31 protein-coding genes are annotated in these 26,691 nt (G+C 60.8%); 20 read left to right on the top strand and 11 right to left on the bottom strand.

Translation table 11 applies throughout. The annotated features are described in order from the left end of the window. Window positions 1-27: 27 nt before the first annotated feature. Both AB6803_RS12475 and AB6803_RS12470 read right to left on the bottom strand, forming a co-directional pair. On the bottom strand, window positions 28-465 hold the full coding sequence (locus AB6803_RS12475; RefSeq protein ID WP_371109521.1) for a glyoxalase superfamily protein: 438 nt from the start codon (window positions 463-465) through the stop codon (window positions 28-30). Between the two features lie 251 nt (window positions 466-716). Beyond that, a complete protein-coding gene (locus AB6803_RS12470) occupies window positions 717-1,163 on the bottom strand; it encodes a host attachment protein (protein ID WP_371109182.1) in 447 nt (148 codons plus the stop codon). A gap of 226 nt (window positions 1,164-1,389) precedes the next feature. On the opposite strand from AB6803_RS12470, the gene AB6803_RS12465 reads away from it, so the two are divergent. The 3 genes from AB6803_RS12465 to AB6803_RS12455 all read left to right on the top strand — a co-directional run bounded on the left by AB6803_RS12465 (window position 1,390) and on the right by AB6803_RS12455 (window position 3,604). Next, window positions 1,390-1,788 carry a PilZ domain-containing protein gene (locus AB6803_RS12465; protein ID WP_174016490.1) on the top strand — a complete coding sequence of 133 codons (399 nt, stop codon included), beginning with the start codon at window positions 1,390-1,392 and terminating at the stop codon, window positions 1,786-1,788. Between the two features lie 159 nt (window positions 1,789-1,947). Further along, window positions 1,948-2,277 (top strand): hypothetical protein, encoded by a 330-nt coding sequence (locus AB6803_RS12460; RefSeq protein ID WP_371109181.1) that lies wholly within the window; start codon window positions 1,948-1,950, stop codon window positions 2,275-2,277. A gap of 214 nt (window positions 2,278-2,491) precedes the next feature. Then, window positions 2,492-3,604, top strand: a complete 1,113-nt coding sequence (locus AB6803_RS12455) for a pyridoxal phosphate-dependent aminotransferase (protein WP_371109180.1) — start codon at window positions 2,492-2,494, stop codon at window positions 3,602-3,604. Between the two features lie 219 nt (window positions 3,605-3,823). Here the strand turns inward: AB6803_RS12455 and AB6803_RS12450 are convergent, their stop codons facing one another. Beyond that, window positions 3,824-4,087 carry a sel1 repeat family protein gene (locus AB6803_RS12450; RefSeq protein ID WP_007693152.1) on the bottom strand — a complete coding sequence of 88 codons (264 nt, stop codon included), beginning with the start codon at window positions 4,085-4,087 and terminating at the stop codon, window positions 3,824-3,826. Between the two features lie 455 nt (window positions 4,088-4,542). On the opposite strand from AB6803_RS12450, the gene AB6803_RS12445 reads away from it, so the two are divergent. From AB6803_RS12445 to AB6803_RS12435, 3 genes are all read left to right on the top strand, one after another. Beyond that, window positions 4,543-4,881 (top strand): DUF2147 domain-containing protein, encoded by a 339-nt coding sequence (locus tag AB6803_RS12445; protein WP_371109179.1) that lies wholly within the window; start codon window positions 4,543-4,545, stop codon window positions 4,879-4,881. Between the two features lie 227 nt (window positions 4,882-5,108). Then, entirely contained in the window at window positions 5,109-5,285 is a 177-nt protein-coding gene (locus tag AB6803_RS12440; protein ID WP_007693156.1) for a hypothetical protein, read from the top strand. Between the two features lie 123 nt (window positions 5,286-5,408). Beyond that, window positions 5,409-6,911, top strand: a complete 1,503-nt coding sequence (locus AB6803_RS12435) for an AMP nucleosidase (RefSeq protein WP_371109178.1) — start codon at window positions 5,409-5,411, stop codon at window positions 6,909-6,911. 20 nt (window positions 6,912-6,931) lie between these two features. Here AB6803_RS12435 and AB6803_RS12430 read toward each other — a convergent pair whose 3' ends face one another. Continuing rightward, the gene (locus tag AB6803_RS12430; RefSeq protein ID WP_371109177.1) at window positions 6,932-7,162 is read right to left on the bottom strand and encodes a hypothetical protein; all 231 of its coding nucleotides are present in this window, start codon (window positions 7,160-7,162) and stop codon (window positions 6,932-6,934) included. A gap of 155 nt (window positions 7,163-7,317) precedes the next feature. Between AB6803_RS12430 and AB6803_RS12425 the strand changes: the two genes are divergently transcribed. Genes AB6803_RS12425 through AB6803_RS12410 form a run of 4 tightly spaced genes read left to right on the top strand, consistent with a single transcriptional unit; the run spans window position 7,318 to window position 9,698 of the window. Beyond that, on the top strand, window positions 7,318-7,677 hold the full coding sequence (locus AB6803_RS12425; RefSeq protein WP_371109176.1) for a YciI family protein: 360 nt from the start codon (window positions 7,318-7,320) through the stop codon (window positions 7,675-7,677). Window positions 7,678-7,687: 10 nt separating this feature from the next. Further along, on the top strand, window positions 7,688-8,050 hold the full coding sequence (locus AB6803_RS12420) for a YciI family protein (protein ID WP_371109175.1): 363 nt from the start codon (window positions 7,688-7,690) through the stop codon (window positions 8,048-8,050). An 18-nt stretch (window positions 8,051-8,068) separates the two neighbouring features. After that, on the top strand, window positions 8,069-8,446 hold the full coding sequence (locus AB6803_RS12415) for a YciI family protein (protein WP_371109174.1): 378 nt from the start codon (window positions 8,069-8,071) through the stop codon (window positions 8,444-8,446). A 10-nt stretch (window positions 8,447-8,456) separates the two neighbouring features. After that, window positions 8,457-9,698 carry an RNA polymerase sigma factor gene (locus tag AB6803_RS12410; protein WP_371109520.1) on the top strand — a complete coding sequence of 414 codons (1,242 nt, stop codon included), beginning with the start codon at window positions 8,457-8,459 and terminating at the stop codon, window positions 9,696-9,698. 6 nt (window positions 9,699-9,704) lie between these two features. Here the strand turns inward: AB6803_RS12410 and AB6803_RS12405 are convergent, their stop codons facing one another. Then, a complete protein-coding gene (locus AB6803_RS12405) occupies window positions 9,705-10,664 on the bottom strand; it encodes a lysylphosphatidylglycerol synthase transmembrane domain-containing protein (protein WP_371109519.1) in 960 nt (319 codons plus the stop codon). A 93-nt stretch (window positions 10,665-10,757) separates the two neighbouring features. Between AB6803_RS12405 and AB6803_RS12400 the strand changes: the two genes are divergently transcribed. Further along, the gene (locus tag AB6803_RS12400) at window positions 10,758-11,777 is read left to right on the top strand and encodes a glycosyltransferase family 2 protein (protein ID WP_371109173.1); all 1,020 of its coding nucleotides are present in this window, start codon (window positions 10,758-10,760) and stop codon (window positions 11,775-11,777) included. Window positions 11,778-11,830: 53 nt separating this feature from the next. Beyond that, a complete protein-coding gene (locus AB6803_RS12395; protein ID WP_371109172.1) occupies window positions 11,831-12,451 on the top strand; it encodes an NUDIX hydrolase in 621 nt (206 codons plus the stop codon). Here the strand turns inward: AB6803_RS12395 and AB6803_RS12390 are convergent, their stop codons facing one another. After that, window positions 12,452-13,819, bottom strand: a complete 1,368-nt coding sequence (locus tag AB6803_RS12390) for an aspartate aminotransferase family protein (protein WP_371109171.1) — start codon at window positions 13,817-13,819, stop codon at window positions 12,452-12,454. It lies immediately after the preceding gene. A gap of 82 nt (window positions 13,820-13,901) precedes the next feature. Between AB6803_RS12390 and AB6803_RS12385 the strand changes: the two genes are divergently transcribed. Continuing rightward, window positions 13,902-15,242 carry a glutamine synthetase family protein gene (locus AB6803_RS12385; RefSeq protein ID WP_371109170.1) on the top strand — a complete coding sequence of 447 codons (1,341 nt, stop codon included), beginning with the start codon at window positions 13,902-13,904 and terminating at the stop codon, window positions 15,240-15,242. Window positions 15,243-15,248: 6 nt separating this feature from the next. Here AB6803_RS12385 and AB6803_RS12380 read toward each other — a convergent pair whose 3' ends face one another. Beyond that, a complete protein-coding gene (locus tag AB6803_RS12380) occupies window positions 15,249-16,196 on the bottom strand; it encodes a diacylglycerol kinase family protein (RefSeq protein ID WP_371109169.1) in 948 nt (315 codons plus the stop codon). A 347-nt stretch (window positions 16,197-16,543) separates the two neighbouring features. Here AB6803_RS12380 and AB6803_RS12375 point away from each other — a divergent pair, with 347 nt between their 5' ends. Then, window positions 16,544-17,761: an MFS transporter gene (locus tag AB6803_RS12375; RefSeq protein ID WP_371109168.1), complete on the top strand. Its 1,218-nt coding sequence runs from the start codon at window positions 16,544-16,546 to the stop codon at window positions 17,759-17,761. Here the strand turns inward: AB6803_RS12375 and AB6803_RS12370 are convergent. Next, window positions 17,735-18,130, bottom strand: a complete 396-nt coding sequence (locus tag AB6803_RS12370; protein ID WP_371109167.1) for a winged helix-turn-helix transcriptional regulator — start codon at window positions 18,128-18,130, stop codon at window positions 17,735-17,737. The genes AB6803_RS12375 and AB6803_RS12370 overlap by 27 nt on opposite strands. Before the next feature lie 103 nt (window positions 18,131-18,233). Between AB6803_RS12370 and AB6803_RS12365 the strand changes: the two genes are divergently transcribed. Together AB6803_RS12365 and mgtE are read left to right on the top strand one after the other, a co-directional pair. Beyond that, on the top strand, window positions 18,234-19,247 hold the full coding sequence (locus tag AB6803_RS12365; protein ID WP_371109166.1) for a zinc-binding alcohol dehydrogenase family protein: 1,014 nt from the start codon (window positions 18,234-18,236) through the stop codon (window positions 19,245-19,247). A gap of 353 nt (window positions 19,248-19,600) precedes the next feature. Beyond that, window positions 19,601-20,974, top strand: coding sequence for a magnesium transporter (gene mgtE, locus AB6803_RS12360; protein WP_371109165.1), 1,374 nt, complete (start codon window positions 19,601-19,603; stop codon window positions 20,972-20,974). A 52-nt stretch (window positions 20,975-21,026) separates the two neighbouring features. Here the strand turns inward: mgtE and AB6803_RS12355 are convergent, their stop codons facing one another. Next, complete coding sequence (locus AB6803_RS12355; RefSeq protein WP_371109164.1) at window positions 21,027-21,548, bottom strand: Lrp/AsnC family transcriptional regulator; 522 nt, start codon at window positions 21,546-21,548, stop codon at window positions 21,027-21,029. 97 nt (window positions 21,549-21,645) lie between these two features. On the opposite strand from AB6803_RS12355, the gene AB6803_RS12350 reads away from it, so the two are divergent. The 3 genes from AB6803_RS12350 to AB6803_RS12340 all read left to right on the top strand — a co-directional run bounded on the left by AB6803_RS12350 (window position 21,646) and on the right by AB6803_RS12340 (window position 23,208). Further along, window positions 21,646-22,548, top strand: a complete 903-nt coding sequence (locus AB6803_RS12350) for a DMT family transporter (RefSeq protein WP_371109163.1) — start codon at window positions 21,646-21,648, stop codon at window positions 22,546-22,548. Window positions 22,549-22,648: 100 nt separating this feature from the next. Beyond that, on the top strand, window positions 22,649-22,846 hold the full coding sequence (locus AB6803_RS12345) for a type II toxin-antitoxin system VapB family antitoxin (RefSeq protein ID WP_371109162.1): 198 nt from the start codon (window positions 22,649-22,651) through the stop codon (window positions 22,844-22,846). Then, entirely contained in the window at window positions 22,843-23,208 is a 366-nt protein-coding gene (locus tag AB6803_RS12340; RefSeq protein ID WP_371109161.1) for a type II toxin-antitoxin system VapC family toxin, read from the top strand. Before AB6803_RS12345 ends, AB6803_RS12340 begins: the two co-directional genes overlap by 4 nt. Before the next feature lies 1 nt (window position 23,209). On the opposite strand, the gene AB6803_RS12335 is transcribed toward AB6803_RS12340, so the two are convergent. Beyond that, a complete protein-coding gene (locus AB6803_RS12335; RefSeq protein ID WP_371109518.1) occupies window positions 23,210-23,737 on the bottom strand; it encodes a GNAT family N-acetyltransferase in 528 nt (175 codons plus the stop codon). A gap of 5 nt (window positions 23,738-23,742) precedes the next feature. Further along, window positions 23,743-25,407: an electron transfer flavoprotein-ubiquinone oxidoreductase gene (locus AB6803_RS12330; protein ID WP_371109160.1), complete on the bottom strand. Its 1,665-nt coding sequence runs from the start codon at window positions 25,405-25,407 to the stop codon at window positions 23,743-23,745. 298 nt (window positions 25,408-25,705) lie between these two features. Here AB6803_RS12330 and AB6803_RS12325 point away from each other — a divergent pair, with 298 nt between their 5' ends. Further along, window positions 25,706-26,494 carry an SDR family oxidoreductase gene (locus AB6803_RS12325; RefSeq protein WP_371109159.1) on the top strand — a complete coding sequence of 263 codons (789 nt, stop codon included), beginning with the start codon at window positions 25,706-25,708 and terminating at the stop codon, window positions 26,492-26,494. The last annotated feature ends 197 nt before the right edge of the window (window positions 26,495-26,691 follow it).

Here is a 26,691-nt window from a genome sequence, read left to right as displayed (position 1 = left end):
GGCGATCCATCGATAAAAAGAGGATTGTCAGATGTCGAGTAACAAATGCGGCACGCCGTCCGATGTCTTCCTCGGCGAAATGCCGTCGGCGTCGATCTGGGCGTTGATGCGCCGGCGAAAGGCGGAAAAGCTCTCGAAGGTCACGACATCCACCGGTTCGTCGAAATGGATGGTGATCTTGTGGAGCCCACCCGCTTGCTCCGAAAGGGCCAGAACCTTGCCGGTGAAGGGCTGGTTCAAATAGCGGCCACGAACGGCGGAGCCGACGGCAAACGCCACGCTCGGCGTGACATTCGGCTTTGCGGCGAGCGCCGACAGCGTGTTCCAGTCGCGCAAGCCATGTTGCTTGGCAACCAGCTCCAGCGCCGCGCTGTGGGCAATATCGTTGCCGCGCTCGGCCATGGCCTGGCGCAGGCGCCGGGCTTGCACCTTCAGTTCATCAATGGACGGATAGATCGTCGTCACGGTTTCAGCCTTTGCTAAGGCATGCATTTACGACTGCGGATCGGGGCTCGCATTACCGTCAGTCAGCACGCCTTGAATTGGCTGTGACCATATTCGCGAGGGCTTCACCATGGATTTTCATCCGCGAGCGGCCGGCGCCTCGAACCATGTCTTCGTATGGTCGAAGCCAAAGCCCCTGTCAAGACAAGGCGCCGGAATGTGGATGGCAGCTCAAAACGCCATGGAAAGGCGGTTCACGCCTTCCTTCCTGTTTAGGCAGCCAGATAACGCTCGATCTGATCAACCGGAAAATTCGTCAGATCCTTGGCAAGCTCGGCGAGGATGGCCGTCTGTGAATGAGCCCCCAGCCGCGGCCGCAAGACGCCGAGCGCATGGGGCGGTGCGACGAGGACAATGCTCTTGATGCCCTTGCTCTGCACAAGCAGATCGATCTCCGCCGCTACGCCCTTCAGGAACTCCTCTTCTGCCTGGTCTTGCCATGTCGTTTCCTGCACGGCGCTACCTCCGACACCTGCGGCCTTATGACTGCGCCCCGGCTTACCCGTGCCGAGTTCCCGATCGGGTACATGCGGCTGCTCCAGGATTTCGCGCGTTTTCAAATCCAGCTTCAGATCATTGCTCATATTCTCCAGAAACAATGCCTTGGCGCCGTCGCAAATGACGACCCATGTCCCGCCTGCAATCCTGATATCGACCATTATCTCTGTCCTCATGCTTTCATGCCACGGCTAAAATTGCCGATGGGAGGGAACGCCTCATGGCCCGAAGGGTTCAAAAATCGTCATATTCGGTAAGCGTGGCGGCTCGATCGGCCGCGAAAGCGCAGATTCGTTAAAATTCGACAGGCACGATTGACGCTTATGCAAAACCTCCGTGCAAGGTTCATGCTGTACCGAGATGAATTCGGGCCGCCTCCAACGGGGAATGACAATGCTTCGCTCAACGCATCTGGCGAAAGTCAAATCCGAAGTCTATGAACGCAGCTGGGAACGGTTCCACGTTCAACGGCCGGCGCGTCTGATTGCCGTGCGCCCATGTCTGACGGGTATCTCCGTGCGCAGCGCCGAGATCGTCGATATTTCGAGGGGCGGCGCCAGCTTCTTTGTCGGCACGACCGTGGGGCTGCCGGCGCATTACTATCTCAACATCCTCGGTCTCGCCTATCGCATCGCCTGCGCCGAGGTCAGCCGGATCGACAATCGCATCTATGTTCGCTTCATCAATCTGCTGGAGCCGGAAACGTTGAGACGCGTCGTGCGCGCCGATTTCATGATCGGCAACACCGAAGCACTGGCCGCGCGCGGCCGGCGACGATCGTCATAAATTACGCGTTTTGTAGGAAAACCATTGGCGGCTACCGTCGCCGAGGTAGTTAGGCCCGTTCTAGAAAAGGATGGACCTCCGCCAACGGCAATTGTATGAATTCTGACAGAACAATTGTGGGACGGTAGATTCATGCGGCTAATGATTGGGGGAGCGATAGTGTTCCTGTCGTTGACGGCTATCGCTCACGCGGCGCAAACACAAAGCATTGCGATTAATGATTTGATCAAGACTGCAAGCGGGGACCAGCATCTTCAGGATCTCGTTCTTGGTTTTGGCAAAGGACTCGAGGCAGCAAATCAGAAGCTGAAGGCAATCGGTAGGTCGATGCTGTATTGTCAGCCTGACGGCCTGGCGATTACCGGTGACCAATATGTTCACATTGTCGACGGCTATGTACAGAAACACCCTACGTGGGGCAAGGTCGATGGTCGCATACTTCCCGAAGTCCTCACACAAGCCATGATGGACGCTTTTCCCTGCAAATGATTAGAAAGCGTCATTTGCGAAATGACGCCACGCGGGTAGGGCTTATCTCTTCAGTTGCTTGAGAAATACGATCACTAGCTTTGTTACGCATTTTTCTAGTGCGTTCGGCAGCTTCACACAACGAGCACAGATCCCAATACCTCTGCCCTTGCAACGGCTCGCCAAGCGCTTATTGTGCAGCGCCTTGCAACAGATTCCGGGAAAACCAGCCAGAATGTCCGCCTTTCCGCGCTTCACGCCGCTGATCAGCGCCCTTCCCTCCACCGTGCCCTTCGTCGGCCCGGAAGCCCTCGAACGTCAGCGCGGGCTGACTGTCCAGGCGCGCATCGGTGCCAATGAAAACGGCTTCGGCCCCGCCCCTTCCGTCATCGAAGCAATGCGCGAGCAGGCCGGCGATATCTGGAAATACAATGATCCGGAAAATTTCGCGCTGAAGGCGGCGCTTGCTGCGCATCTCGGCGTCAAGCCCGCAAACATCGCCGTCGGCGAAGGCATTGACAGCCTGCTCGGCCTGATCGCCCGCATGGTCATCGAGCCGGGAATGCCCGTCGTCACCTCGCTCGGCGGCTATCCGACCTTCAATTTCCATGTCGTCGGTTTCGGCGGGCGACTGGTGACGGTGCCCTATGTCAACGATCGCGAGGATCTCGACGGGCTGCTGGACGCGGTCGAACGCGAGAATGCACCGCTCGTCTATTTCGCCAATCCCGACAATCCGATGGGAAGCTGGTGGGACGCCGACAGGATCGTCGCCTTTGCCCGCGCCCTGCCGGAAAGCTGCCTGCTCATCCTCGACGAGGCCTATAGCGAGACCGGGCCGGCCAGCTCTCTGCCCGATATTTCCACGCTGATCGATCTGCCGAACGTGCTGCGCACCCGCACCTTCTCCAAGGCTTACGGCCTTGCCGGCGCCCGTGTCGGCTATGTCATCGGCGTGCCGGAGACGGTGCTGGCTTTCGACAAGATCCGCAATCACTTCGGCATGAACCGGCTGGCGACGGCAGCAGCACTCGCCGCACTGAAGGACCAAGCCTATCTCGCCGAAGTCATCGGCAAGATCCAGGCCGCCCGCGAGCAGATCGGCATGATCGCCCGCGACAACGGGCTCTCGCCGCTCGCCTCCGCCACCAATTTCGTCGCCGTCGACTGCGGCCGCGACGGGACCTATGCCCGCGCCATCGTAGACGGGCTGATCCAACACGGTGTTTTCATCCGCATGCCGGGCGTGGCGCCGCTCAACCGCTGCATCCGCATCAGCGTCGGCCCAGACCGCGATCTCGATCTTCTGGCCGAAGCCCTGCCGAATGTGCTGAAGGCGATCGGCTAAAGCTAGAGCGCTAGATCGCTCTATCCTATTGTCTTTGCGCAATTCAGGACGGAAAACCGCCTGCGCACTTTTCCTGGAATTGCTTGGCACAACAAAAAACCGCGCCGGCCTTGTTTCCGGCCGGTCACGGTCTCCCTGTTTAGTAGCAGCGCGCCTCTCCGCTCGCTGCCGGTCGCCCCTCTTTTGAGGTTATTATTGTCGTATTCTTTGTCGCAGGCTTCAGTGCATTGTCATCCATTCGCGGGCGGCGCGGAGCGCTGCGGCGAGCTGCATCTTGGTCAGCGTAGCAGCGACGTCGGCGCGAAGCTCGGCGGCGCGGTCGCTGCCCTTGATGGCGGCGATATTCAACCATTTATGGGCGGCAACCGGGTCTGCCTTGCAGCCCCTGCCGGTTGCATAATTGACGCCCAGTTCGCAAAGGGCATCGGCGCTGTTGCCACCCATCATGGCCATTTCAGACATCGGAATTTCGAAGCGTGCCATCGGTTTTATCCCTGTTTCAGTCTCGTTGCGTCTGCCCTGTTTTCCGTCCGGACCTTGCCGTCTATCGCGGCTTGATGGTCCTTCCGGCCGGCGGGTTTGCCCCGCTCGTTTGATGGCTTCACTATCGCAGACGGCTTTCAAAAAACGACTAAAATGCATGCTTAATTCGATGCAAACAAAGTACAAATGCTTGGTAAATTTGGGATTTTGTTAAACATCGCTTCCCTTGCAAATTAAGGACTTTTGCGCGAGTTTTACCCATTGTTAAGATTTGGATTTAAACCCTTCCTTCACCACAAAAAGAGCCGGGTGATGAGAGATGCATTTTCTGCGCGGCGAAAATGGCCGGCAAAACGGGGATTTCACGCCCTGGAACATATTTACCTTTACGTTCGCGTAAGCTAATTTCGCCGCAATCCCGGTTATGAAAACGGGATGCTTTCGGGAGGAAAGACATGATCCGCACCACCATCATCACTGTCGCAGTGCTCTTCAGCACAGGCACCGCTTTCGCCGACGAGCCGATCGTCGGCAATTGGAAGACCGTGGCGGGCGACACCGCCGCCATCACGCCCTGCGCTGACAGCTATTGCGTGACATTGAAAACCGGCAAATATGCCGGCCGGCAGATCGGCAAGATGCAAGGCAAGGGTGGCGCCTATACCGGCGAGATCACTGACCCCGCCGCCGACAAGACCTATGCCGGCTCCGGCACCACGAACGGCAATACTTTGAAGATGCAGGGGTGCGTCCTGAAGGTCTTCTGCAAATCGCAGACCTGGACGAAGCTTTAAAAACCCTCGCCTCATCGGCAAGACTCCGCGAGGGCGGGAGCTTTCACGCCCTCTCATCCGCCGTCCGGACAGGTGCGACGCGTTCCATTTCCGCTCCACGTCCTTTCAACCCGGGCTCAATTCCTCGGTCATCTTCCTGAACGCCGGATGAACCGGCACCTCAGCACCCGTTCAGCCTGACCATGGCAAAACAGTGTTCAGTATAGGGCACGGGTAGGTCCAGGAATATGAATACGATCATCATGGCATGGCGTTTCGCAGTCATCATGCTGTTTGCCGCCGTCTTTGCATTCACGTTTTCGATGGCGGTCGAACACACCGGCCGCAGCGGCGCGCAATCGCATTTCGGCGCAAGCTTCACTTGCCTGCAGACGGGAGCCCCCTATTGCACCACGGTGCAATAGTCGGGGACCTCCGGCCGATTTTCAGGAACGGAACCGCGCGGCGGCATAAAAATAGCTGCGAAAATCCGAGATCGTGCCTTGCAACGTCGTTTGCTTGTTAAAGACACCACTATATAATAGCGCATGAGCAACCGAATCTCTCCCTTTTCGCCCCTCGAAATCTCGTCCCCCAGCCCGTTTCAGCCGCGGAGCTTCACCGACCCAGGCAAGGCAGTCGAGGCTCTGACCGAGCTTTATGACCGCAACACAACCTTCCTGATCGATAATTTCACCGAGCTTGCCAACGGAGCGCCGATCACGGCGCGCTATCGCGCTTTCTATCCGCAGGTCAGCATCGAGACGACCAGCTTCGGCCATGTCGACTCGCGCCTTTCCTACGGCCATGTCACGGCGCCCGGCGTCTACACCACCACCATTACCCGCCCGCAGCTCTTCAAGCACTATCTGAAGGAACAGCTCGCACTCTTGATGCGCAGCCATAATGTGCCGGTGGTCGTGTCGGAATCGACGACGCCGATCCCGCTGCATTTCGCCTTCGGCGAAGGAGCCTATGTGGAAGCGTCCGCTGCCGGCTTCGCAGATATTCCGCTGCGCGATCTCTTCGATACGCCGGACCTGAACACCACGGACGATGAAATCGCCAATGGCGAATATATCCCGCCGCCGGGCGAACCCTCGCCGCTCGCGCCGTTTACCGCGCAGCGCATCGACTATTCGCTCGCCCGCCTGTCCCACTATACGGCGACGAGCGCCAAGCATTTCCAGAACTTCGTGCTGTTCACGAACTATCAGTTCTACGTCGATGAATTCTGCAACTGGGCGCGCGACCTGATGGCCAAGGGCGGGGACGGCTATACCGCCTTCGTCGAGCCGGGCAACATCACTACGCCGGCCGGTTCCAGCCAGCCGGAAGGCGATACGACCCCGCCTCGGCTGCCGCAGATGCCGGCCTACCATCTGAAAAAGAAAGGCCATGCCGGCATCACGCTGGTCAATATCGGCGTCGGACCGTCCAACGCCAAGACGATCACCGACCACGTCGCGGTGCTGCGCCCGCATGCCTGGCTGATGCTCGGCCATTGCGCCGGCCTGCGCAACAGCCAGCGGCTCGGCGACTATGTGCTGGCGCATGCCTATATGCGCGAGGATCACGTTCTCGACGACGACCTGCCGGTCTGGGTGCCGATCCCGGCGCTTGCCGAAGTGCAGGTCGCGCTGGAAGCGGCCGTTGCCGAAATCACCGGTTTCGAAGGCTTCGAGCTGAAGCGCATCATGCGTACCGGCACGGTCGGCACGATCGACAACCGCAACTGGGAGCTTCGCGATCAGGCAGGCCCGGTCAAGCGCCTGTCGCAAGCCCGCGCCGTAGCTCTGGACATGGAGTCGGCGACCATCGCCGCCAACGGCTTCCGTTTCCGCGTTCCCTACGGCACGCTCCTCTGCGTCTCTGACAAGCCGCTGCACGGCGAGCTGAAACTACCGGGCATGGCGACCGCCTTCTACCGCACCCAGGTGAACCAACACCTGCAAATCGGCATCCGCGCCATCCAGAAACTGGCCGAAATGCCGCCGGAAAAGCTGCATTCGCGCAAGCTGCGCAGCTTTTTTGAGACGGCGTTTCAATGACATAAGGGGCATCTTGCCCCTTATTCCTTTACTTCCGACATCTGCGGCATGTGATCGACCGTAGCCACTTGCGAATGATCGGTCGTGGGCTCCGCTGCCCAGCTGAGGCAGAGGATCAGCACGGCAAAGGCGCCGAAGCCGATTGCCGTGCGAAGAATGTCCTTGCGGAGATCGCCGATCTCCAACAGCTCCTTCTCCGACAGGGCCTTCTGTCTCCACTGACTTAGCAGTGCTGCTTCCAGATTATACATGTCCATCTCTCCTTTGTTGAAGACGGACCTTGTCGACCGGCGCGGGCTGTTTTCGACAGCGTTCAGTTTTTTTGTCATGGTGCCTGAGAGGATGTCGATTTGCGCGCGGCCCGCTCGTCTATGGCTGTCAGCAAATGGAAGAGGAGACGGCTGCGATGAAATATCTTTGCCAGGTCTGGTTCGACGGCACGAGGCTCGATGCCATGACGAAAGAGGAAAAGGACAGGCTCGATTCGGATTCGCTCGGTTACGATCGGGATCTGATGGCAAGCGGGCACATGATCCATGCCGAGGCGCTGCAGTCGCCAAGCGCGGCGGTGACCGTGCGGGTCCGCAACGGCGAGACGTCGGTGACGGATGGCCCCTTCATCGAAACCAAGGAATATCTCGGCGGCTTCATCCTGATCGACGCCAAGGACCTGAACGACGCCATTCGCGTCGCGGCGGGCATTCCACTCGCAAAGCTCGGCGCCATCGAAGTGCGCCCGATCTATTCCTTCGGTCCCGAACTCTGAGGAGACGACGATGAAATTTCTCTGCCAGGTCTGGTTCGAGACCGCCGAAATCGCCGAGCTTTCCGAGGAAGAAGGACGGCGGCTGACGCAGGAGTCCATCGATAGCGACGAACGGCTGCGCGACAGCGGGCATCTCATCGTCGCCAATGCCCTGCGGGAGCCGGAAACCGCCAGGACGGTGCGGGTGCGCAAGGGCGAAGCCGCCGTTACCGACGGTCCTTTCGCCGAGATCAAGGAACATCTCGGCGGCTTTGTGCTGATCGAGGCAAAGGACATCGACGAAGCGACCCGCATCGCTGCTACCTTCCCCGTTGCCCGTTACGGCATGATCGAGGTCCGTGCAGCCTTCGACATCCGGTTTCCGGATGAATAGTCGCCAAGGGAGAGAGTGATGCGATTTCTATGCCTGATCTACACATCCGTCGACGTCGACGGACGGCTGACACAAAACCAGATGAACCATCTGATCGGCGAGCATTTCGTCTATGACGAGGGTCTGCGTCAGGACGGCACCCTGATTGTTTCAGATGCGCTGGAACTCCGAAACAAATCGATCGTCATCCGGCCGCAGGGCAACACGTTTTCGGTGACGGATGGGCCATTTGTGGAGACGAAAGAACATTTGGCCGGTTTCTACCTCATCGAAGCGCCCGATCTGGAGAGCGCAACCGATATCGCCAAACACATTCCCTCGGCGCGTTACGGCGCCATCGAGATTCGTCCGGTGCGTATCCTGACCCTTCGGGGAGACCTTGCGGAGGAACGCTGACGCCGTGTCCCTGAACGCAATCATCGACGAAATCTACCGCAGCCAGTCGCGCCGCGTGCTGGCAACGCTGATCCGTCTGCTTGGCGATTTCGACCGGGCGGAAGAGGCGCTTCACGATGCCTTCGCAGCCGCAGCGAAGCAATGGACGGAAGAGACGATACCGGCCAATCCCTATGCCTGGCTGGTCTCCGCCGGTCGCTTCCGGGCGATAGACCACATTCGGCGGCGGACACGCTTCGACGCCTCCCGGGCCGATATTGCCGACAGCCTCTATCCGGAGGGCGAGATGATGGAGATCGCCGAGCGCCAGGAAATCGAAGACGATATGCTGCGGCTGATCTTCACCTGCTGCCATCCGCTCATCCCTGCCGAGGCGCAGATGGCGATGGCCCTGCGCGAGGTCTGCGGACTGACGACGGAAGAGATCGCCCACGCCTTTCTGGTTCCGGCACCGACCGTCGCTCAACGTATCGTCCGTGCCAAGAACCGCATCCGCGCGGCCCATATTCCCTATGAAGTTCCGGCAAAAGCAGAACTGCCGGAACGGCTGGCGCAGGTGCTGCATGTCATCTATCTCGTCTTCAACGAAGGCTATTCCGCCTCCTCGGGCGCAACGATCGTCCGCGCCGACCTTGCCACTGAGGCCATCCGTCTCGGCCGCCTGCTGCTGAGGCTCCTGCCCGATCCGGAAGTTGCAGGTCTGCTGGCGATGATGCTGCTGCAGGATTCGCGGCGGTCGGCACGGGCAAGCGTCTCCGGCGATCTCATTCTGCTCGCCGATCAGGATCGTGCGCTCTGGGATGGCGCGAAGATCCGCGAGGGACTGGCCTTCGCGGCCGAGGCAATGGCGGGCGAAAGCGTCGGCAGCTATGCGCTGCAGGCAGCAATCGCTGCCGAGCATGCGCGCGCGGCAACGCCGGACCAGACCGACTGGCGAGGGATCGTGGCGCTTTACGATCTGTTGCTGGTGGCTCATCCCTCCCCGGTGGTCGAGCTCAACCGGGCTGTCGCCGTTTCGATGTCCGATGGACCAGCGGCGGGACTGCGGATCGTTGACCTTCTGCTTGGCGAGGATCGATTGGCTAGTTATCACCTCGCCCACGCGGCAAGAGCCGATTTCCTGCGCCAGCTCAACCGCGACGACGACGCGCGACGATCTTACGAAACCGCACTTTCGCTTTGCCATCAGGCACCCGAGCAGGCATTCCTGCGCAAACGACTGGCCGAACTTGCCGGCAAGACCGGGCGGTAGGCTCGATCAGGCACGTTTCCGGGAGGCGAGCAGGCCGAGTGCTGTCCCCGTCAAAGCCGAGACGACGATCAGCAGATGCGCGTTGATGCTGGCCTGCGCCAAATTGTCGATCGCCGCCTTTGCGCCCGAGGCGCCGAAGGCCATGGCACCGGCGGTGATGCCGGCCGGATAGGTGCCGACACCGCCTGGCGCATGCACCGGCAACACCGACGACAGCTCGCCGCCGAGCGCGCCGCCAAAGCTGGCCGAGAGCGGCGTGACATTCATCAAGCCGAGCGCCCAGGCAAGCACCGCGACCTTCACCAGCCAGTTGACCACCGTCGTCAGCCAGGCGCGGGCAAAGGCGCCGGCGTCGGCGGGTAGGCCGCGCTCCAGCTCATGCACCAATCCCTGCATCTTCTTCGGCAGTACCTTGGCGGCAAAACGGATCAGCGGCCGGCGCAGGGCAAAACCCGCGACCGGCAGAAACAGGAATGCGACCCAGACTATCCAGGCAAGTGCCGTATAGGGCGAGGCAAGCGCAAGGCCGATACCCGCTGCGGCCAGCAGCGCATGCAGGTCGAACAGCCGCATGACGAACAGCGCCGAGGTGCTGCGGGCAAGTGGAATGCCGAATTCCGAGCGCATCAGCACGGGGAAGCTGGTCTCACCGGTGCGGAAGGGCATCATGATGTTGAGAAGATTATGGACCTGCGTCACGCGGAAGAGTGCCGCGAAATGGCCGCCCGTCTCCTTCGGGAAATAATCGTAAATGCGCCAGGTGCGCAGGAAGTAGGTGCCGGTCAGAAGCGCCAGCGCCAACAGGATGGGCAGAGCGCCGACCTTGCCCCATTGCGCCAGGATCGAGCTCCAGCCCCAGAACCACTCGATGAAGGCGGCATAGGCAAGCACGACGGCAAGCGTGAGCAGCGTCATGCGGTTGCGAATAAACCAGCTCTGTCGGCTGGCAACCAGCGGAGTCTTCATGTAGTAGAGCACCCAACGCGAGCGGAGGCAGCCGCCGGACATGTCGCTCGCTCCGTCCGGCAGGTTCTGCCGGTCTTTTAGGAGAAAGAACAGTTGCAGACAACGGCAGAGTCGATCCTCTCCCTGGCCGACACAGCAAGCGCCCTTGAGCTTTCGCTGGTCGTGCCCGTCTTTAACGAGGAAGAAAGCGTCGGACCGCTGATCGAGCGCATCTGTTCCGCCATGGTGGATTTCACCAAACCCTGGGAACTGATCCTGATCGATGACGGCAGCACGGATGCGACGCTCGCCAACGCGCGCCGCTCGCTCGGACGCGAGGGGCTGACGCTGCGCATCGTCGAACTTCAGCGCAATTTTGGCCAGACCGCCGCCATGCAGGCCGGCATCGATGCCGCCAACGGCCGGCTGATCGCTACGATGGACGGCGACCTGCAGAACGATCCGAAGGATATCCCTTCGATGGTCGAGGAGCTGGAGCGCCGGCAGCTCGACCTGCTCGTCGGCTGGCGCAAGAATCGCCAGGACGGGCTCCTCCTGCGCAAAATCCCCTCCTGGTGCGCCAATTACCTCATCGGCCGCATCACCGGCGTCAAGCTGCATGACTATGGCTGCAGCCTGAAGATCTATCGCTCCACGATCATCAAGCAGGTAAAGCTGATGGGCGAGATGCACCGCTTCATCCCGGCCTGGGTCGCCGGCGTCGTGCCGAGCTCCCGCATCGGTGAAGTCCCTGTTACCCACCATGCACGCCAGCACGGCACATCGAAATATGGGATTTCGCGGACCTTCCGCGTCATTCTCGATCTGCTGTCCGTAATGTTCTTCATGCGATACAAGGCGCGGCCGGGGCATTTCTTCGGCTCTCTCGGCCTTGGCCTCGGAGCGCTCTCCGCAGTCGTCCTGCTCTGGCTCTTCATTGCAAAGTTCATCTTCGGCGACGATATCGGCAACAGGCCGCTGCTTCTGGTTGGCGTCGTGCTCCTGCTATCGTCCGTGCAGATGATCACGACGGGCATCCTCGCCGAAATGATCGCGCGCATCTACTATCGGGACGATCTGTCGCCGAACTATATCGTCCGCAAGATCTTCGATCGGAACAATCAGGATGCATAGGCTTCCGGTGCACGGATAGGCCGATCCTCGTCGTCTCAACGCCGGAACCACTCATGGACCCGACCGAAAAGCCAACAAGTGCCTTGCCTGACCCCGCCGATCTTCCAACATGGGAGGTGAAAAGCTCGACCCATCTGCTGCACGACCGGTGGCTGAAGGTCCGGGCCGATGCGTGCGTCACGGCGGAGGGCGTGGAAATTGCCCCCTATTACGTGCTGGAATATCCCGACTGGGTGGAAGTGATAGCGCTCGACGCAGAGGACAATATCTACCTCGTGCAGCAGTATCGCCACGGTCTGGGTGTCGTCGCATTGGAGCTACCGGGCGGCGCGGTTGACGAGAGCGATGCCAGCCCGGTCGAGGCGGCGGCGAGAGAGCTGAGGGAAGAGACCGGGCTCTCTGCTCCTGAATGGGAGTATGTGGGCAGCCTTGCCGCCAACCCGGCCACCCACACCAACCTGTGTCATATCGTACTTGCCCGCAATGTCGAGCTCACCGAGAAGCCCTCAGACGATCCGACCGAGCGCATCCGCCTCATCCGCATGCCGATCCGGAAGGCTATCGGGCTGGCGCTCGAGGGCAAGATGATCCAGGTCATTCATGTTGCGGCGCTGACGCTTGCCCTGCACAAGGCGGGCAAATGGGATGCGCCATCCCCGGCGAACAAGAGCTGACTAGGCTCTCACCTCCGCCCAGACGGCATCCAGCGCCAGCCGCGTGATGCGGACCATCTCATCCACCTGCTCGTGGCTGATGATCAGCGGCGGCGAGGCCAGCATGCGGTCGGCGGTGGCGCGCAGGACGAGACCGTTGGTCAAGGCGTGGTTGCGCACGGCCGAGCCGATGGCATCCGGCTTTTCGAAGCGGCGGCGGGTGGATTTGTCGGCGGCGAGCTGGAGCGCGCCCATCAGACCGATGCTGACCGCTTCGCCCACCATGTCGTGGTCCGCCAAGCTTCCCCAGACTTTTGCGAAATAAGGGCCGATCTCGTCGCGGACGCGCTCGATCAGCCGCTCATCCTCTATGATCCTAAGATTTTCCAATGCGGCGGCGGCGCAGACCGGGTGGCCGGAATAGGTGAAGCCATGGTTGAACTCGCCGACATCGTTGATCAGCACATCGGCGATGCGGTCGCTGACCAACACGCCACCGATCGGCAGATAGCCCGATGACAGGCCCTTGGCGATCGGCGCGAGATCGGGCTCGACACCGAAATGCTGATAACCGAACCAGGAGCCCAACCGGCCAAAGCCGCAGATCACCTCGTCGCAGACCAGCAGGATATTCCGCGCCTTGCAGATGCGCGCGATCTCCGGCCAATAGGTCGCGGGTGGAATGATGACGCCGCCTGCCCCTTGCACCGGTTCGGCGATAAAAGCGGCGACATTGTCCTCGCCCAGCTCGTCGATCTTTTCTTCCAGCTCGCGGGCAACCTTGAGGCCGAACTCCTCCGGCGAGAGATCGCCGCCTTCACCGTACCAATAGGGCTGGCCGATATGGACGACGCCGGGGATCGGCAGGTCGCCCTGCTCGTGCATGTATTTCATCCCGCCCATGCTGGCGCCGGCGACGGTCGAGCCGTGATAGCCGTTCCTGCGGGCGATGACCGTTTTCTTCGCCGGCTGGCCGATAGCGCTCCAGTAAACGCGCGCCATGCGGAACCAGGTATCGTTGGCCTCCGAGCCGGAATTGGTGAAGAAGACATGATTGAAATGCGGCCCAGCATGGGCGCAGACTTTCTGCGATAGCAGCGTCGCAGGCGTCGTCGTCGTGCCGAAGAAGGTGTTGTAATAAGGCAGCTCGTTCATCTGCCGGATGGCGGCATCGGCAATTTCCGTTCGCCCGTAGCCAATATTGACGCACCAGAGCCCGGCAAAGCCATCGAGATATTTATTGCCGTTGCTGTCGAAGATGTAGACGCCCTGGCCGCGCTGGATGATCCGGGCGCCGTCGGCGTTCAACTTCTTCATGTCCGCGAAGGGATGGAGATGATGAGCGGCATCGATGGCGGCGAGATTGGAGCGGCTGGAAGTGTCGGACATCGTTTGCAGAATCCCTATCGGATTGAAAGGCTGGCTTCGATCGTTTACGACCATGACGTGAGCATCGGGGAATGACAAGGGCATGGCGGCTGACAACGCGACCAAGGGACTAGCACGCATCGAAGTGCTGATCGCCGACATGAATGGCCGCCTTCGCGGCAAGCAGATCCCCATCGAAGCCGAAAAGAAAGTCTTGAGCGGCGCGGTACGCCTGCCGACCTCGACGCAATCGCTTGATATCTGGGGCTATGACAACGACGAGATCACCGGCCTGTCGATGACCATCGGCGACCCCGATGGCACTTGTGTCATCGACCCGCGCACGCTCGCCGACATGCCCTGGGCGCCACCGGGATCGAAGCAGGTGCTGGCCACCATGCATGAGCTGGACGGCAGCCCGAGCTTTCAGGACCCGCGCGCGATCCTCGCCTCTGTCCTCGAACGCTACAAGGCGCTCGGACTGACGCCCGTGGTCGCGACCGAGCTGGAATTCTATCTGCTTGCCGGCGACTGGCGCGAGCGCGGCACCCCCTCGCCGCCGCCGGCGCTGATGTATCGCGGCGAGCCGAACGGTTACCAGCTTTACGATATGGATGCTGTCGACCTGCTCGGCGACTATCTGGAAACCCTGCGCGCCTATGCCAAGGCGCAGGGCCTGCCGGCGGATGCGACGACGGCGGAATTCGGTCCCGGCCAATTCGAGGTCAATCTGCTGCATCGCCCAGACGCGCTGGCGGCCGCCGACGACTGCATCCTGCTGAAGCGGGTGGCAGAACAGGCGGCGCGCAAGCACGGCCTGAAATCGACCTACATGGCGAAACCCTATACCGACCATGCCGGTTCGGGCCTGCATGTGCATGCCAGCATTATCGACAGCAAGGGCCGCAATATTCTCGACGCTAAGGGCGGCGAGCCGGTGAAACTGAAATCGCTCTCTGCCGGCCTGCTGCAGACGCTATTGGATGCGCAGCTGGTCTTTGCGCCCTATGCCAATTCCTATCGCCGCTTTCAGCCGGACTCCTTCGCGCCCGTGGACCTTACCTGGGGCTATGGCCATCGCGGGACCGCCATACGCATCCCCGAGAAGGATGGGCCGGCTGCGCGCATCGAACACCGCGTCGCCGGGGCCGATGCCAATCCCTACCTGATGCTGGCCGCGATCCTTGGCGGCATGCTGCTGGGATTGAAGAACGATCTCGATCCCGGCGAAGAGACAAAACCAAACCATGGGCCGGCCGACGCGCCACGGCTGACGCATGATTTCCTGACCGCCGTGGAGCGCTTCAGCGCCTCCCCTTTTGTCGCCGATATTTTCGGAGAGCGGTATCAGAAGCTCTATGGCGACACCAAGCACAAGGAAGCGATCAGCCACCTGCGCACCGTGTCCGATTTCGATTATCGGACCTATCTGCCGCGTCTCTGAAGAACTTCAGACGGCCGCACTGCGGATCGCCTCTTCCTCGGCAGCGCGCGCGGCCGTGCCCTGCCTGATCATCACCTTCAGCTCACCGGCATGCAGCTTGAGCGTGACATCGCGTTGCAGCGGCAGCAGCTCGCCGTCCATGACGCAATTGGCGAGGCTGCGCAGCTTCGGGAAATGCAGATGTACTTCCTGCGTATGCATGACCATGACATCGGCGTTCTCGCGGAAACGGCCGCGCAGCATATCGACGGCAAGCCGCGCCACGCCCAGCGGCCGCAGGGGCCTTGCCGTGTAGAAGCCGAGCTCGCCGCCGCGCAGATCGTCGGCATAGAGCAGCGCGTTGGCGCCGAAGGGATTGTTGGAGACCGAAATCGCCGAGACATGCCGGTGCTCGCGAACGCCCTCCGCCTCGAAATCGACGGCAAACTCCGGAGGGTTGAACACGACACCGAAAGCGGCGCGGGTGCTGGCCGACATCTTGCCGATGCGCGAGCGGTAGGTGTAGCCGTTGCGATAGCGGACCAGCCGCGCATGCAGGCCGGCGGAAAACTGATGGATGAAGGGCCGCCCGTTGGCGCTGCCGATATCCACCTGCTCGACCTCGCCGGTCGCCAGCACGTCCAACACCTGCCAAATATCGAGCGGCAGTTTCAGCGAGCGCGCAAAGAGATTCATGGTTCCGGCCGGAATGACGCCGAGCGCGACACCGTTTTTCCAGGCGACGGACGCCGCGGCTGAAATCGTGCCGTCACCGCCGCCGGCAACGATACCGTCGATATCGTCGCGCCGTCCCGCGCGCTCCATCGCCGCCACCACTTCACCGCCCGAGACCACCAGACCCTCGAAATCATGGCCGGCATCGCGGAAAACCTGTTCCGCCTTCTTTTCATAGGCGGCCATATCAGTGGTTTTGAACGTACCGCCATCGCGGTTGAAAAAGCCGATCAGTTTCATCAATGCTCTCGGTTTTCCCACCAATTGGGTCCCAGGAAGGAGCTGATCCCCACGCCTGCTCCTTCACAGATGGTTCCAAGCGGAGCGATTTCAAGCAATCAGTGCCGCTTGTGAGCAACACGGAAGGCGGCAGATGGGCAAGGCTGCGCGAACACGTATGCACGAGGCGATATGCTGCACTGCAAAAAATGCACGCGACAGAGGTGCAGCCCTGACTAATATAATCGATTAGGGCATGTTCGTGCCTTTCCGATCTTTTCAGTTTCTATGCTGTGCTCGATCCCTGCATGCCGGGTTTCGCTGCCTGCCTCGCAGCACTTGCACATAATTGCTGCCTTGGAGTTTTCGTGAGCGATATCACTGCCGATGTCATCGATTCCCAATCTGTCCTCGAGGCGCCGTCGCGCGCCGCGATCGCGCTCGTCACCCTGGCTCTCGCGGTCGGCAGCTTCGGCATCGGCACCGGTGAATTCGTTATCATGGGCCTGTTGCCGAATGTCGCCGACGCATTTGGCGTCACGACCCCGCAGGCGGGCCATGTCATCAGCGCCTATGCGCTCGGTGTCGTCGTTGGTGCGCCGATCATCGCCATTCTCGCCGCCAAGATGGCGCGGCGCACGCTGCTTTTGCTGATGATGGCGATTTTTGCCGCCGGCAACATTTCCAGCGCGTTTGCTCCGACCTTCGAAAGCTTCGCGGCCCTGCGTTTCATCACTGGCCTGCCGCATGGCGCCTATTTCGGTGTTGCAGCGCTTGTTGCCGCCTCGATGGTGCCGGTTCATCGCCGCGTCCGCGCCGTCGGCCAAGTCATGCTCGGCCTCACCATCGCCACCCTGATCGGCACGCCGATCGCCACCTTCCTCGGCCAGATCCTGAATTGGCGCGCGGCCTTCATGCTGGTCGGCGGCATCGGCCTTGCGACCATGCTGCTGATCGCCCTGTTCCTGCCCAAGGACCGGGTTGAAGAAGGCGCCAGCATCACCCGCGAACTCGGCGCACTCAAGCGCATTCAGGTCTGGCTGACGCTCGGCATCGCCGCCGTCGGCTTCGGCGGCATGTTCTCGGTCTTCAGCTATGTCGCAACGACGACGACGCAAGTTGCCGGTCTGGGAACCGCGATGGTGCCCGTGGTCCTGGCGCTCTTCGGCATCGGTATGAATGTCGGCAACGTCGTCGGCTCGCGCCTCGGCGATCTATCGATCAAGGGCACGATCGGCGGCATGATGGTCTTCAACGTCATCGTCATGACGCTGTTTTCGCTCACCGCCGCCAATCCGGTCATGCTCTGTCTCTGTGTCTTCCTGATCGGCTGCGGCTTTGCCGCCTGCCCCGCCGTGCAGACGCGACTGATGGATGTCGCGGCCGACGCGCAGACGCTCGCCGCCGCCTCCAATCATTCCGCCTTCAATATCGCCAATGCGCTCGGCGCCTGGCTCGGTGGCATGGTGATCGCCTGGGGCTTCACTGCCGCCGCGACCGGCTATGTCGGGGCGGTGCTCTCCGTCCTCGGCCTCGTCGTCTTCGGGATATCAGTTGCCCTAGAGCGCAATAGCCGGAACGCCTGAGGCTGGCGAAAGCCGCACCTGCTGCATGCCGGTATGGCAGAGGACATTTTCCTCACCCCAGACGGCCATCGCCTTGATGATCGGCTCCAGGCTGGCGCCAAGCGGCGTCAGCGCATAGTCGACGCGCGGCGGCACGACCGGGAAAACGGTACGCGACACTAGCCCGGACACTTCCAGTTCCCGTAGCTGCTTCGTCAGCATGCGCTGCGTCACCGATGGCAGCTTTCGGCGGATTTCATTGAAGCGCAGCGTTCCTTCCATCAGATGGAACAGGATTACGCCTTTCCACTTGCCATCAAGCAGGCTCAGCGTCGCCTCGACCGGGCAACCGGGGAAATTCTCGACGAGCTTGGCGCGGGGCAGCGACATCGACAGTATCCTTTTAGGTACTACGTACATAATTTGTGCATTCTTGTATCTTCCGATCATAAGACGCATCTGGATCCTGTGCAACGAATATAGGAGCTTTGCCATGCGTGCCGTCGCCTACAAGATCCCGCAGCCCATTTCCGCCGAGACCTCGCTTCTCGACATCGACCTCCCGACACCTGAAGCCAAGGGCCGCGATCTCCTGGTCGAAATCAAGGCTGTCTCCGTCAATCCGGTCGATATCAAAGTCCGTGCCAGCGCCGCCCCCGCCGAGGGCGAATACAAGGTGCTCGGCTGGGATGCCGCCGGTGTCGTCAAGGCAGTCGGTCCCGATGTCACCATGTTCAAACCCGGCGACGAGGTTTTCTACGCCGGCGCCATCAATCGCGGCGGCTCGAATGCCGAGTTTCATCTGGTGGACGAGCGCATTGTCGGCGCCAAGCCGAAGAGCCTTGATTTCGCCGCTGCTGCTGCCCTGCCGCTGACCTCGATCACCGCCTATGAAACCCTGTTCGATCGCCTGAAGGTTCAGGATCCGGTTCCGGGCGCGGACAATGCCATTCTGATCATCGGCGGTGCCGGCGGCGTCGGCTCGATCGCCATCCAGATCGCCCGGGCGCTCACCGGCCTGACCGTGATTGCCACCGCCTCGCGGCCGGAAACCCAGGCCTGGGTGAAGGAGCTCGGCGCCCACCACGTCATCGATCACTCCAAGCCATTGGCCCCACAGATTGAAGCCCTTGGCATCGGCGCCCCGGCCTTCGTCTTCGCGACCACCAACACCAGCGATCACATTGCCTCGATCCTGGAGATCATCGCGCCACAGGGCCGCTTGGGGCTGATCGACGATCCGAAGGTGCTCGATATCGTCCCCTTTAAGCGCAAGGCGATCTCGATCCATTGGGAGATGATGTTCACCCGCCCGCTCTTCAATACGGCGGACATGATCGAGCAGCACAGGCTGCTGACCAAGATTGCCGAACTGGTCGATGCCGGCAAGATCCGCACGACACTCACCGAAACGCTGGGCACGATCAACGCTGCCAATCTGAAGAAGGCACATGGGTTGGTCGAGACCGGCAAGATGAAGGGCAAGGTCGTCCTGGCCGGTTTCTGAGGCTCATTCCTTCGCTCAAACGGCCGGGTGCAGAACGCCCGGCCAAGCCATTTTTGGCCCTTCTGAAATAGTGATTGCTGCAATGCAAAAGCCGTTGGCCGCGCAATCGAATTTTTTCTGCGACATTATGGCATTAACCGTCTCCGCCACTTGACTTTTCGCCACTTCGGAGCGACTTCTGCCGCATGTGGGGAACAGGGTTTTCCATACCGATTAACCGGAGCCATCTTACGATGCCTAGCGACAGTAGTAGTCGATTGCCTTTGCCGTCAGTGGCCTTCGTGCATTAACCGACTCCTGTCGGCTCGCCACGATCCGCCGCGACGGCAGATCGACTGGAAAGGCGAGCTATAATGAACATCAACAGCTTTCCCATGCGGGCCGGCAACGCCGCTCGTGCATTCATTAATAACAACCGCGCCGTCACCATCGCGGAACGTGTCGAGTCGCTGAACGCGATCGACGCGAAAGAAGCCGCACGCATCCTCGCCAAAATGCCAGAGGAACGCGCCGTGCGTATCCTCGACCGGCCGGAACTGCGCAACGCCTCCGCCATTCTTGAGGTCATGAGCAATGCCGACGCCGCACGGCTGTTGCACGGCATGTCCAACGACCGCGTGGCCGACGTCCTGCTGGAGCTGGACGCTGACGCGCGTGCCCGGCTGTTTGCCACCCTCGATGAGCCAGTTCGCGTTGCGATCCAAGGCCTGATGGGCTACCCGCCGCGCACAGCCGGCGGCATCATGACGACGGAATTCGTCAGCGTATCCGCCAGCTGGACCGTTGCCCAGACGCTCAACCATGTTCGCCAGGTCGAGCGCTCCCGCGAAACCGTCTATGCGATCTATGTGCTGGACGACGAAACGCAGGCGCTGCTGCATGTCGTGACACTGCGCCGCCTCATCACCGGCGAACCTGACGCCTGCATCCTGACAGTCGCGCAGAAGGGCACGCCCGTCACCGCGCCCGCACTGATGAAGCAGGAGGATGTCGCCCGTCTGATCCGTCGCCATGACCTGCTCGCGCTGCCGGTTGTCGACGAAAACTGTCGCATGCTCGGCATCGTCACAGTCGATGACGTCATCGACACGATGATTGCCGACACCACGGAAGCAGCCCAAAGATTTGGCGGCATGGAAGCCCTTGGCCAGCCCTATATGAAGATCGGCTTTGCCGGCATGATCCGCAAGCGCGCCGGCTGGCTCGCCGCCCTCTTTCTCGGCGAAATGCTGACGGCAAGTGCCATGCAGCATTTCGAAGGCGAGCTGGAAAAAGCCGTCGTGCTGACGCTGTTCATCCCGCTGATCATGAGCTCGGGCGGTAATTCCGGCTCGCAGGCGACCTCGCTGATCATCCGGGCGCTGGCGCTCGGCGAACTCAAGCTTTCGGATTGGTGGCGTGTCGCCCTGCGTGAACTGCCGACCGGCATGGTGCTCGGCTCCATCCTCGGCCTCGTCGGCTTCGCCCGCGTCGTGCTTTGGCAGACGATCGGCCTGTTCGACTACGGTCCGCACTGGCAATTGGTCGGTCTGACCGTCTTCGCCGCGCTGATCGGTATCGTCACATTCGGCTCGCTTGCCGGTTCGATGCTGCCATTCCTGCTGCAGAGGCTGCGGCTTGATCCGGCCAGCGCATCGGCTCCCGCCGTCGCAACGTTGGTGGATGTGACCGGTCTGGTGATCTATTTCTCGGTCGCGCTGCTGATCCTCAGCGGCACGATGCTCTGAGGCTAGTCGAGATCCTGATATCGAAGGGGCCGACGACGGCCCCTTTTTCATTTCAGACCGGCTGGGGCAGTTTCAGAGCGCCGTTGGTCTTGAGGGTGCGGATCGCGAAGTTCGAGCGCAGATCGACGACGCCCGGAAGCACCAGAAGCTTTTCCGACATGACTTTTTCATAGGCAGCAAGATCTTCCACCACGACCTCGGCCAGAAAGTCGGCCGTTCCTGAAATCAAATGGCAGGCGACGACTTCCGGTATAGCGAGCAGTGCCGCCTGCTGCGCCTCGGAATTCTCCTTCGAGTGATGCCCAACCTTGAGCTCGACGAAAACCGTCAGGCCAAGACCTGCCTCCTTGCGGTCGATATCGGCGCGATAGCCGCGCAGCAGACCGGATTTTTCCAGATTGCGGATGCGCCTCAAGCACGGCGACGGCGATAAATTCACCTTCTCTGCGATCTCGACATTGGTGGCGCGCGCATCCTCCTGCAGGCAGTTGAGGATGGCAATATCGAATTTATCCAGTTTTGGCATTTTTGCGAAATCCAATTGCCCATATTGGCAGATTATTGCCCATAGCATGTTTCTAGAGCTATAACTAGCAAGGACATGCCTCGGCCTCCGGCGCTATCTTTTCCTCAACCGGATGATGATCCGGACGGTTAGAAAGGATATGTCGATGACCACTTTGGCTTTCTCCTCCCGCAAGACGATGCCCACCGCGATCGGTTATGCCGGCGCCATCATCACCGTGCTCATATGGGCCAACTGGATCCTGGCCACCCGCCACACCGCTGAAACGCAGATGAGCACGATCGACCTCGGCCTGATCCGTTACGGTATTCCGGCGCTGGTACTCTCCCCCGTCTGGCTGCGCACCGGCCTGCTGCCGAAGGGCGTGCCGCTGAAGCTTCTGGCGCTGATGGTCTGCGGCTCGGGGGCGCTGTTCTTCCAATTGACCACCTTCGCCATTCACTTCACGCCCGCCGCCTCGGCCGGCATCCTGCTCGGCGGCTCGATGCCGCTCGCAGCGGCGCTGATCGGTGTGCTGCTGTTTCGTGAGCGCCCGGATATCACCCGCTGGCTTGGCCTTGGCGGCATCGTCGCCGGCGTCGTCATCCTACTGGTGCGCAGCCTTTCCGGCGCCGAGGTATCCTGGATCAGCTTCACCCTGCTGCCGCTCGGCGCGCTGCTCTGGGCCGGCTATACCCACGCCTTCCGCCGCTCCGGCCTGAACGCCTTCCAGTCGAGCGCCATCATCGCCGTCTGGTCCTTCCTCATCCATGTCGTGCTGGCTTTCATCTTCGGCAGCTCGCTCGCCTCCATCCCGCTGCCTGAAATCGGGCTGCAGGTCGTGAGCCAGGGCCTGCTCTCCGGCCTCGCCGCCACCCTGGCCTACGGTCTTGCCGTCCAGGCCCTCGGCGGTACGCAGGCCGCCGCCTTCACCGCGATCACCCCGGTGCTTGCCACCTTCGGCGGCGGGCTGCTGCTGGGCGAGCCGCTTGGCATGGCCGAGATCTCGGCGGCGGTGGTTACAGGATTGGGTGTTGCGCTATCGACGGGGCTGCTGTCACGGAAGTAAGGACACTGCAAAGAGACTGCGTGGAAGGCTGCCATTGGCAGCCTTCGGCATTGAAAGCGACATCATCTGATGCTAATTTTGATGACAAAGGAGCATATCAATGCGGACCACGGTAGCCATCGACGACAAATTGCTCGCGGATGCACGCGAGGTTACGGGCTTGGCCGAGACTTCAGCGATCCTGCGTGAAGCATTGAAGGCCCTTGTGGAACGCGAAGCCGCCAGAACCCTTATACGTCTTGGCGGCACGGAACCGGATATTACGGCTCCGCCCCGTCGTCAGTTTGGCGTCGAATGATCCTGGTCGATACATCGATCTGGATCGATCATTTTCATTCGCTGGACATGCGGCTCCAATCTCTGTTGGAGCAGAAACAAGTTCTTATTCACCCCTTCGTCGTCGGCGAGATCAGCCTTGGAAATCTGCGGCAATATGATCTTGTGATGCGAAGCCTGAGCCGCCTGTACCAGATTGCAAAGGCGTCGGATGATGACGTCCTTTATTTCATCCGGACCAACAAATTGCAGGGTGCGGGGATAGGTTATGTCGATGCTCATCTCGCCGCAGCCGCGATGCTGACACCAGGAACCTATCTTTGGACGCGCGACAAACGACTTCAGCGCGTTACCGAAAACCTCAGAATTGCCGCACCATTATAGCTCAGAACCACAGCGCCATCGCAACCCGCCGGGCCGGGTCGGCGCCGTGCTCGACCTCCCTTTCCAGGATCCGCGATAGCTCCGCCGACCTCTCGCCGTCGTCCAACATGCGGAATCCAAGCGAGACATAGAATGGCGCGTTGAAGGGCACATGGCGATCCGTCGTCAGCGTGACACCCGATGCGCCGCGCCTCCGCGCAGCCTCGATCATGGCTTGCATCAAGCGGCGTCCGACGCCCTTTTTCTGCCAATGCCGGATAACATCGATCTCGGCAATATGGACGGTATCGGCCATCACGATACCGGCAAGGAAGCCGAACGGCTGGTCCAGCGCATCGGCTGCAACGAACAACAGATCCGTCTCCAGGGATTGCCGGAGCACGCCGATCGGCAAGGATGTCGGTTCACAGGCGACCGCGCCGGCATCGTGCAGTGCCCAGAAAGCGTCAATCTCGATGGCGGCCAGCAGGTACAGTTCGTCCGCGCGGGCCAAGCGTATCTCGTAGATGTCCCGCCCGGCCTCCTCCATCCCCATCACATATTCGGATAGACCGGTCCCTCGCCGCCCTGCGGCGGGACCCAGTTGATGTTCTGGTTCGGGTCCTTGATGTCGCAGGTCTTGCAGTGGACGCAGTTCTGGGCGTTGATGACGTAGGTTTCCTCGCCGTCCTTCTCCATCCATTCATAGACACCTGCCGGACAGTAGCGGGTCGACGGACCAGCAAAGATATCGTGCTCCGAATTCCTCTGGAGAGCCATATCCTTGACCTTCAGATGAACCGGCTGGTCTTCCTCGTGATTGGTGTTCGACAGGAACACCGAGGAGAGACGGTCGAAAGTGAGGACGCCATCCGGCTTCGGATAGTCGATCTTCTTGTGTTGCGCGGCCGGCTCCAGCGACTGGGCATCGGTCTTGCCGTGCTTCAGCGTGCCGAAGAAGGAGAAGCCGAAAAGCTGGTTCGTCCACATGTCGAGGCCACCAAGGGCCACGCCGACCGCCGTGCCGAACTTCGACCACAGCGGCTTGACGTTGCGCACGCGCTTCAGATCCTTGCCGATGTCGCTTGCGCGCCATTCGTTCTCGATCTCGATGACTTCGTCATTGGCGCGACCCGCGGCGATTGCGTCTGCAATCTTGTCGGCAGCCAGCATGCCCGACAGCACCGCATTGTGGCTGCCCTTGATGCGGGGAACGTTGACGAAGCCGGCCGAACAGCCGATCAGCGCGCCGCCGGGGAATGACAGCTTCGGCACGGACTGGTAGCCGCCCTCTGTGATGGCACGAGCGCCATAGGAAATGCGCTTGCCGCCCTCGAAGGTGCCACGGATCGCCGGATGCGTCTTGAAGCGCTGGAATTCCTCGAAGGGGAAGAGATAGGGGTTCTTGTAGTTGAGGTGCACGACGAAGCCGACGGCAACGAGGTTGTCTTCCAGATGATAGAGGAAGGAACCGCCGCCGGTCTTCATGCCGAGCGGCCAGCCGAAGGAGTGCTGCACGAGACCCTGCTTGTGGTTCTCGGGCTTGACCTGCCAGAGCTCCTTGATGCCGATGCCGAACTTCTGGGGCTCGCGATCCCTGGACAGATCGAACTTGGCAATCAGCTGCTTGGCGAGCGAGCCGCGCACGCCTTCGCCGATCAGCACATATTTGCCGAGCAGCTCCATACCGCGCGTATAGTTCGGGCCGGGTTCGCCATTCTTCTCGATGCCCATATCGCCGGTGGCGACACCGATGACGGCGCCGTCGTCATTATAGAGCACTTCAGTCGCGGCAAAGCCGGGATAGATATCGACGCCCAGCGCCTCCGCCTTTTCGGCGAGCCAGCGACAGACATTGCCGAGCGAGACGATATAATTGCCGTGATTGTTCATCAGCGGCGGCATGGCGAAATTCGGCAAGCGGACGGAACCGGCGGGGCCTAGCAGCAGGAAGTGATCGGCCGTCACCTCGGTCTTGAAGGGATGTCCCTCCTCCTCACGCCAGCCGGGCAGCAGGCGATCGATACCAACAGGATCGACGACAGCGCCCGACAGGATATGTGCCCCGACCTCAGCCCCTTTTTCGAGCACGACGACGGTCAGGTCCGGATTGACCTGCTTCAAACGGATCGCCGCCGATAACCCGGCAGGACCTGCCCCGACAATCACAACGTCGAATTCCATGCTCTCGCGTTCAGGCAGCTCACTGGCGTCAGTCATTCACTCTCTCCGATTGACCAGGCGTCCGATTGAACCGGATGCGCGGCCTTGTCCCCTTTGGGCGTCTTCCCCATTTCGTTTATCTCTTGTCAAAACGGGAGAGGATTGTCGAGCCGGGAAGCGACAGGCAATCCTCCAATTCACCCAACGCGTCAATCAAGTTAAATGACGCTTACGTTAACGTCAATATTTTAACCCGTATTTCGCTGTCGTTTGTTGGCATTCAACTTTCAAAAGCGGTTTGCAGCGCTCTATAAATTCTGCCTGAAAGACTCAAACAGCATGAAGGATGAACAGGATGGATCTCGGCATCAAGGGAAAGCGGGCGCTGGTTCTCGCCTCGTCCAAGGGACTGGGTCACGGCATCGCGGTGGCGTTGGCGCGCGAGGGAGCAAATGTCCTGCTCTGCGGTCGCAGTGGCGAGCGGCTGGAAGCCAATTGCAAGGCCATCAATGCCGAGGGCAAAGGCCGGGCCGACTGGATCTGGGCAGACCTCAACGATGAAAGCTTTGTGGAGGTGGTCAGCAAGGCGGTCACCGACAAGCTCGGCGGGCTCGACATCCTCGTCAATAATAGTGGCGGGCCGACGCCGGGGACGACGGAGGACATGACCGCCGACCGGCTGGAGACCTATTTCCTGTCGATGGTGGCGCGGATCATCACGCTGACCAACACGCTGTTGCCAGGCATGAAGGCGCAAGGATGGGGGCGTGTCCTCACCGTCGCCTCCTCGGGCGTCATCGAGCCGATCTCCAATCTGGCACTGTCCAACACGCTGCGCCCCGCCCTTGCCGGGTGGAGCAAGACGCTGGCGACAGAAGTGGCCGCGCACGGGATCACCGTCAACATGCTACTGCCGGGCAGCATCGCCACCGATCGGCTGGCCGACCTCGACAATGCAGCGGCCAAGCGCAGCGGCAAGAGCCTGGAAGATATCAGCGCCGAGCGGCAACAGCGCATTCCCGCCGGCCGCTACGGCCGCGTCGAGGAATTTGCCGCCACGGCGGCCTTTCTCTGCAGCGAACCCGCAAGCTATGTGACCGGCTCGATGATCCGTTGCGACGGCGGCGCGGCACGGTCGCTCTAGAGGACAACTTGCACGAGCTAGAAACGCGCCCTGAAACCGAACACGACAACACAATTGCGTGAGTAACGGCGAGTCTCGTCATGACGACGGGACTCGCCGTTTCAAGATAAACGCAGCAAAAATCGGCTTCGCCTCGCTTTTATTACATGGCGGCAATCAAAAAATAGTCATTTCGATCATTTGCTGCGCTGCGAAGA

The sequence above is a fragment of the Rhizobium sp. RCC_161_2 genome, assembly GCF_041355235.1.
GTDB lineage: Bacteria > Pseudomonadota > Alphaproteobacteria > Rhizobiales > Rhizobiaceae > Rhizobium.
The sequence above is the reverse complement of the archived record's forward strand: the minus strand, read 5'-3'. Positions and strand labels throughout refer to the sequence as shown.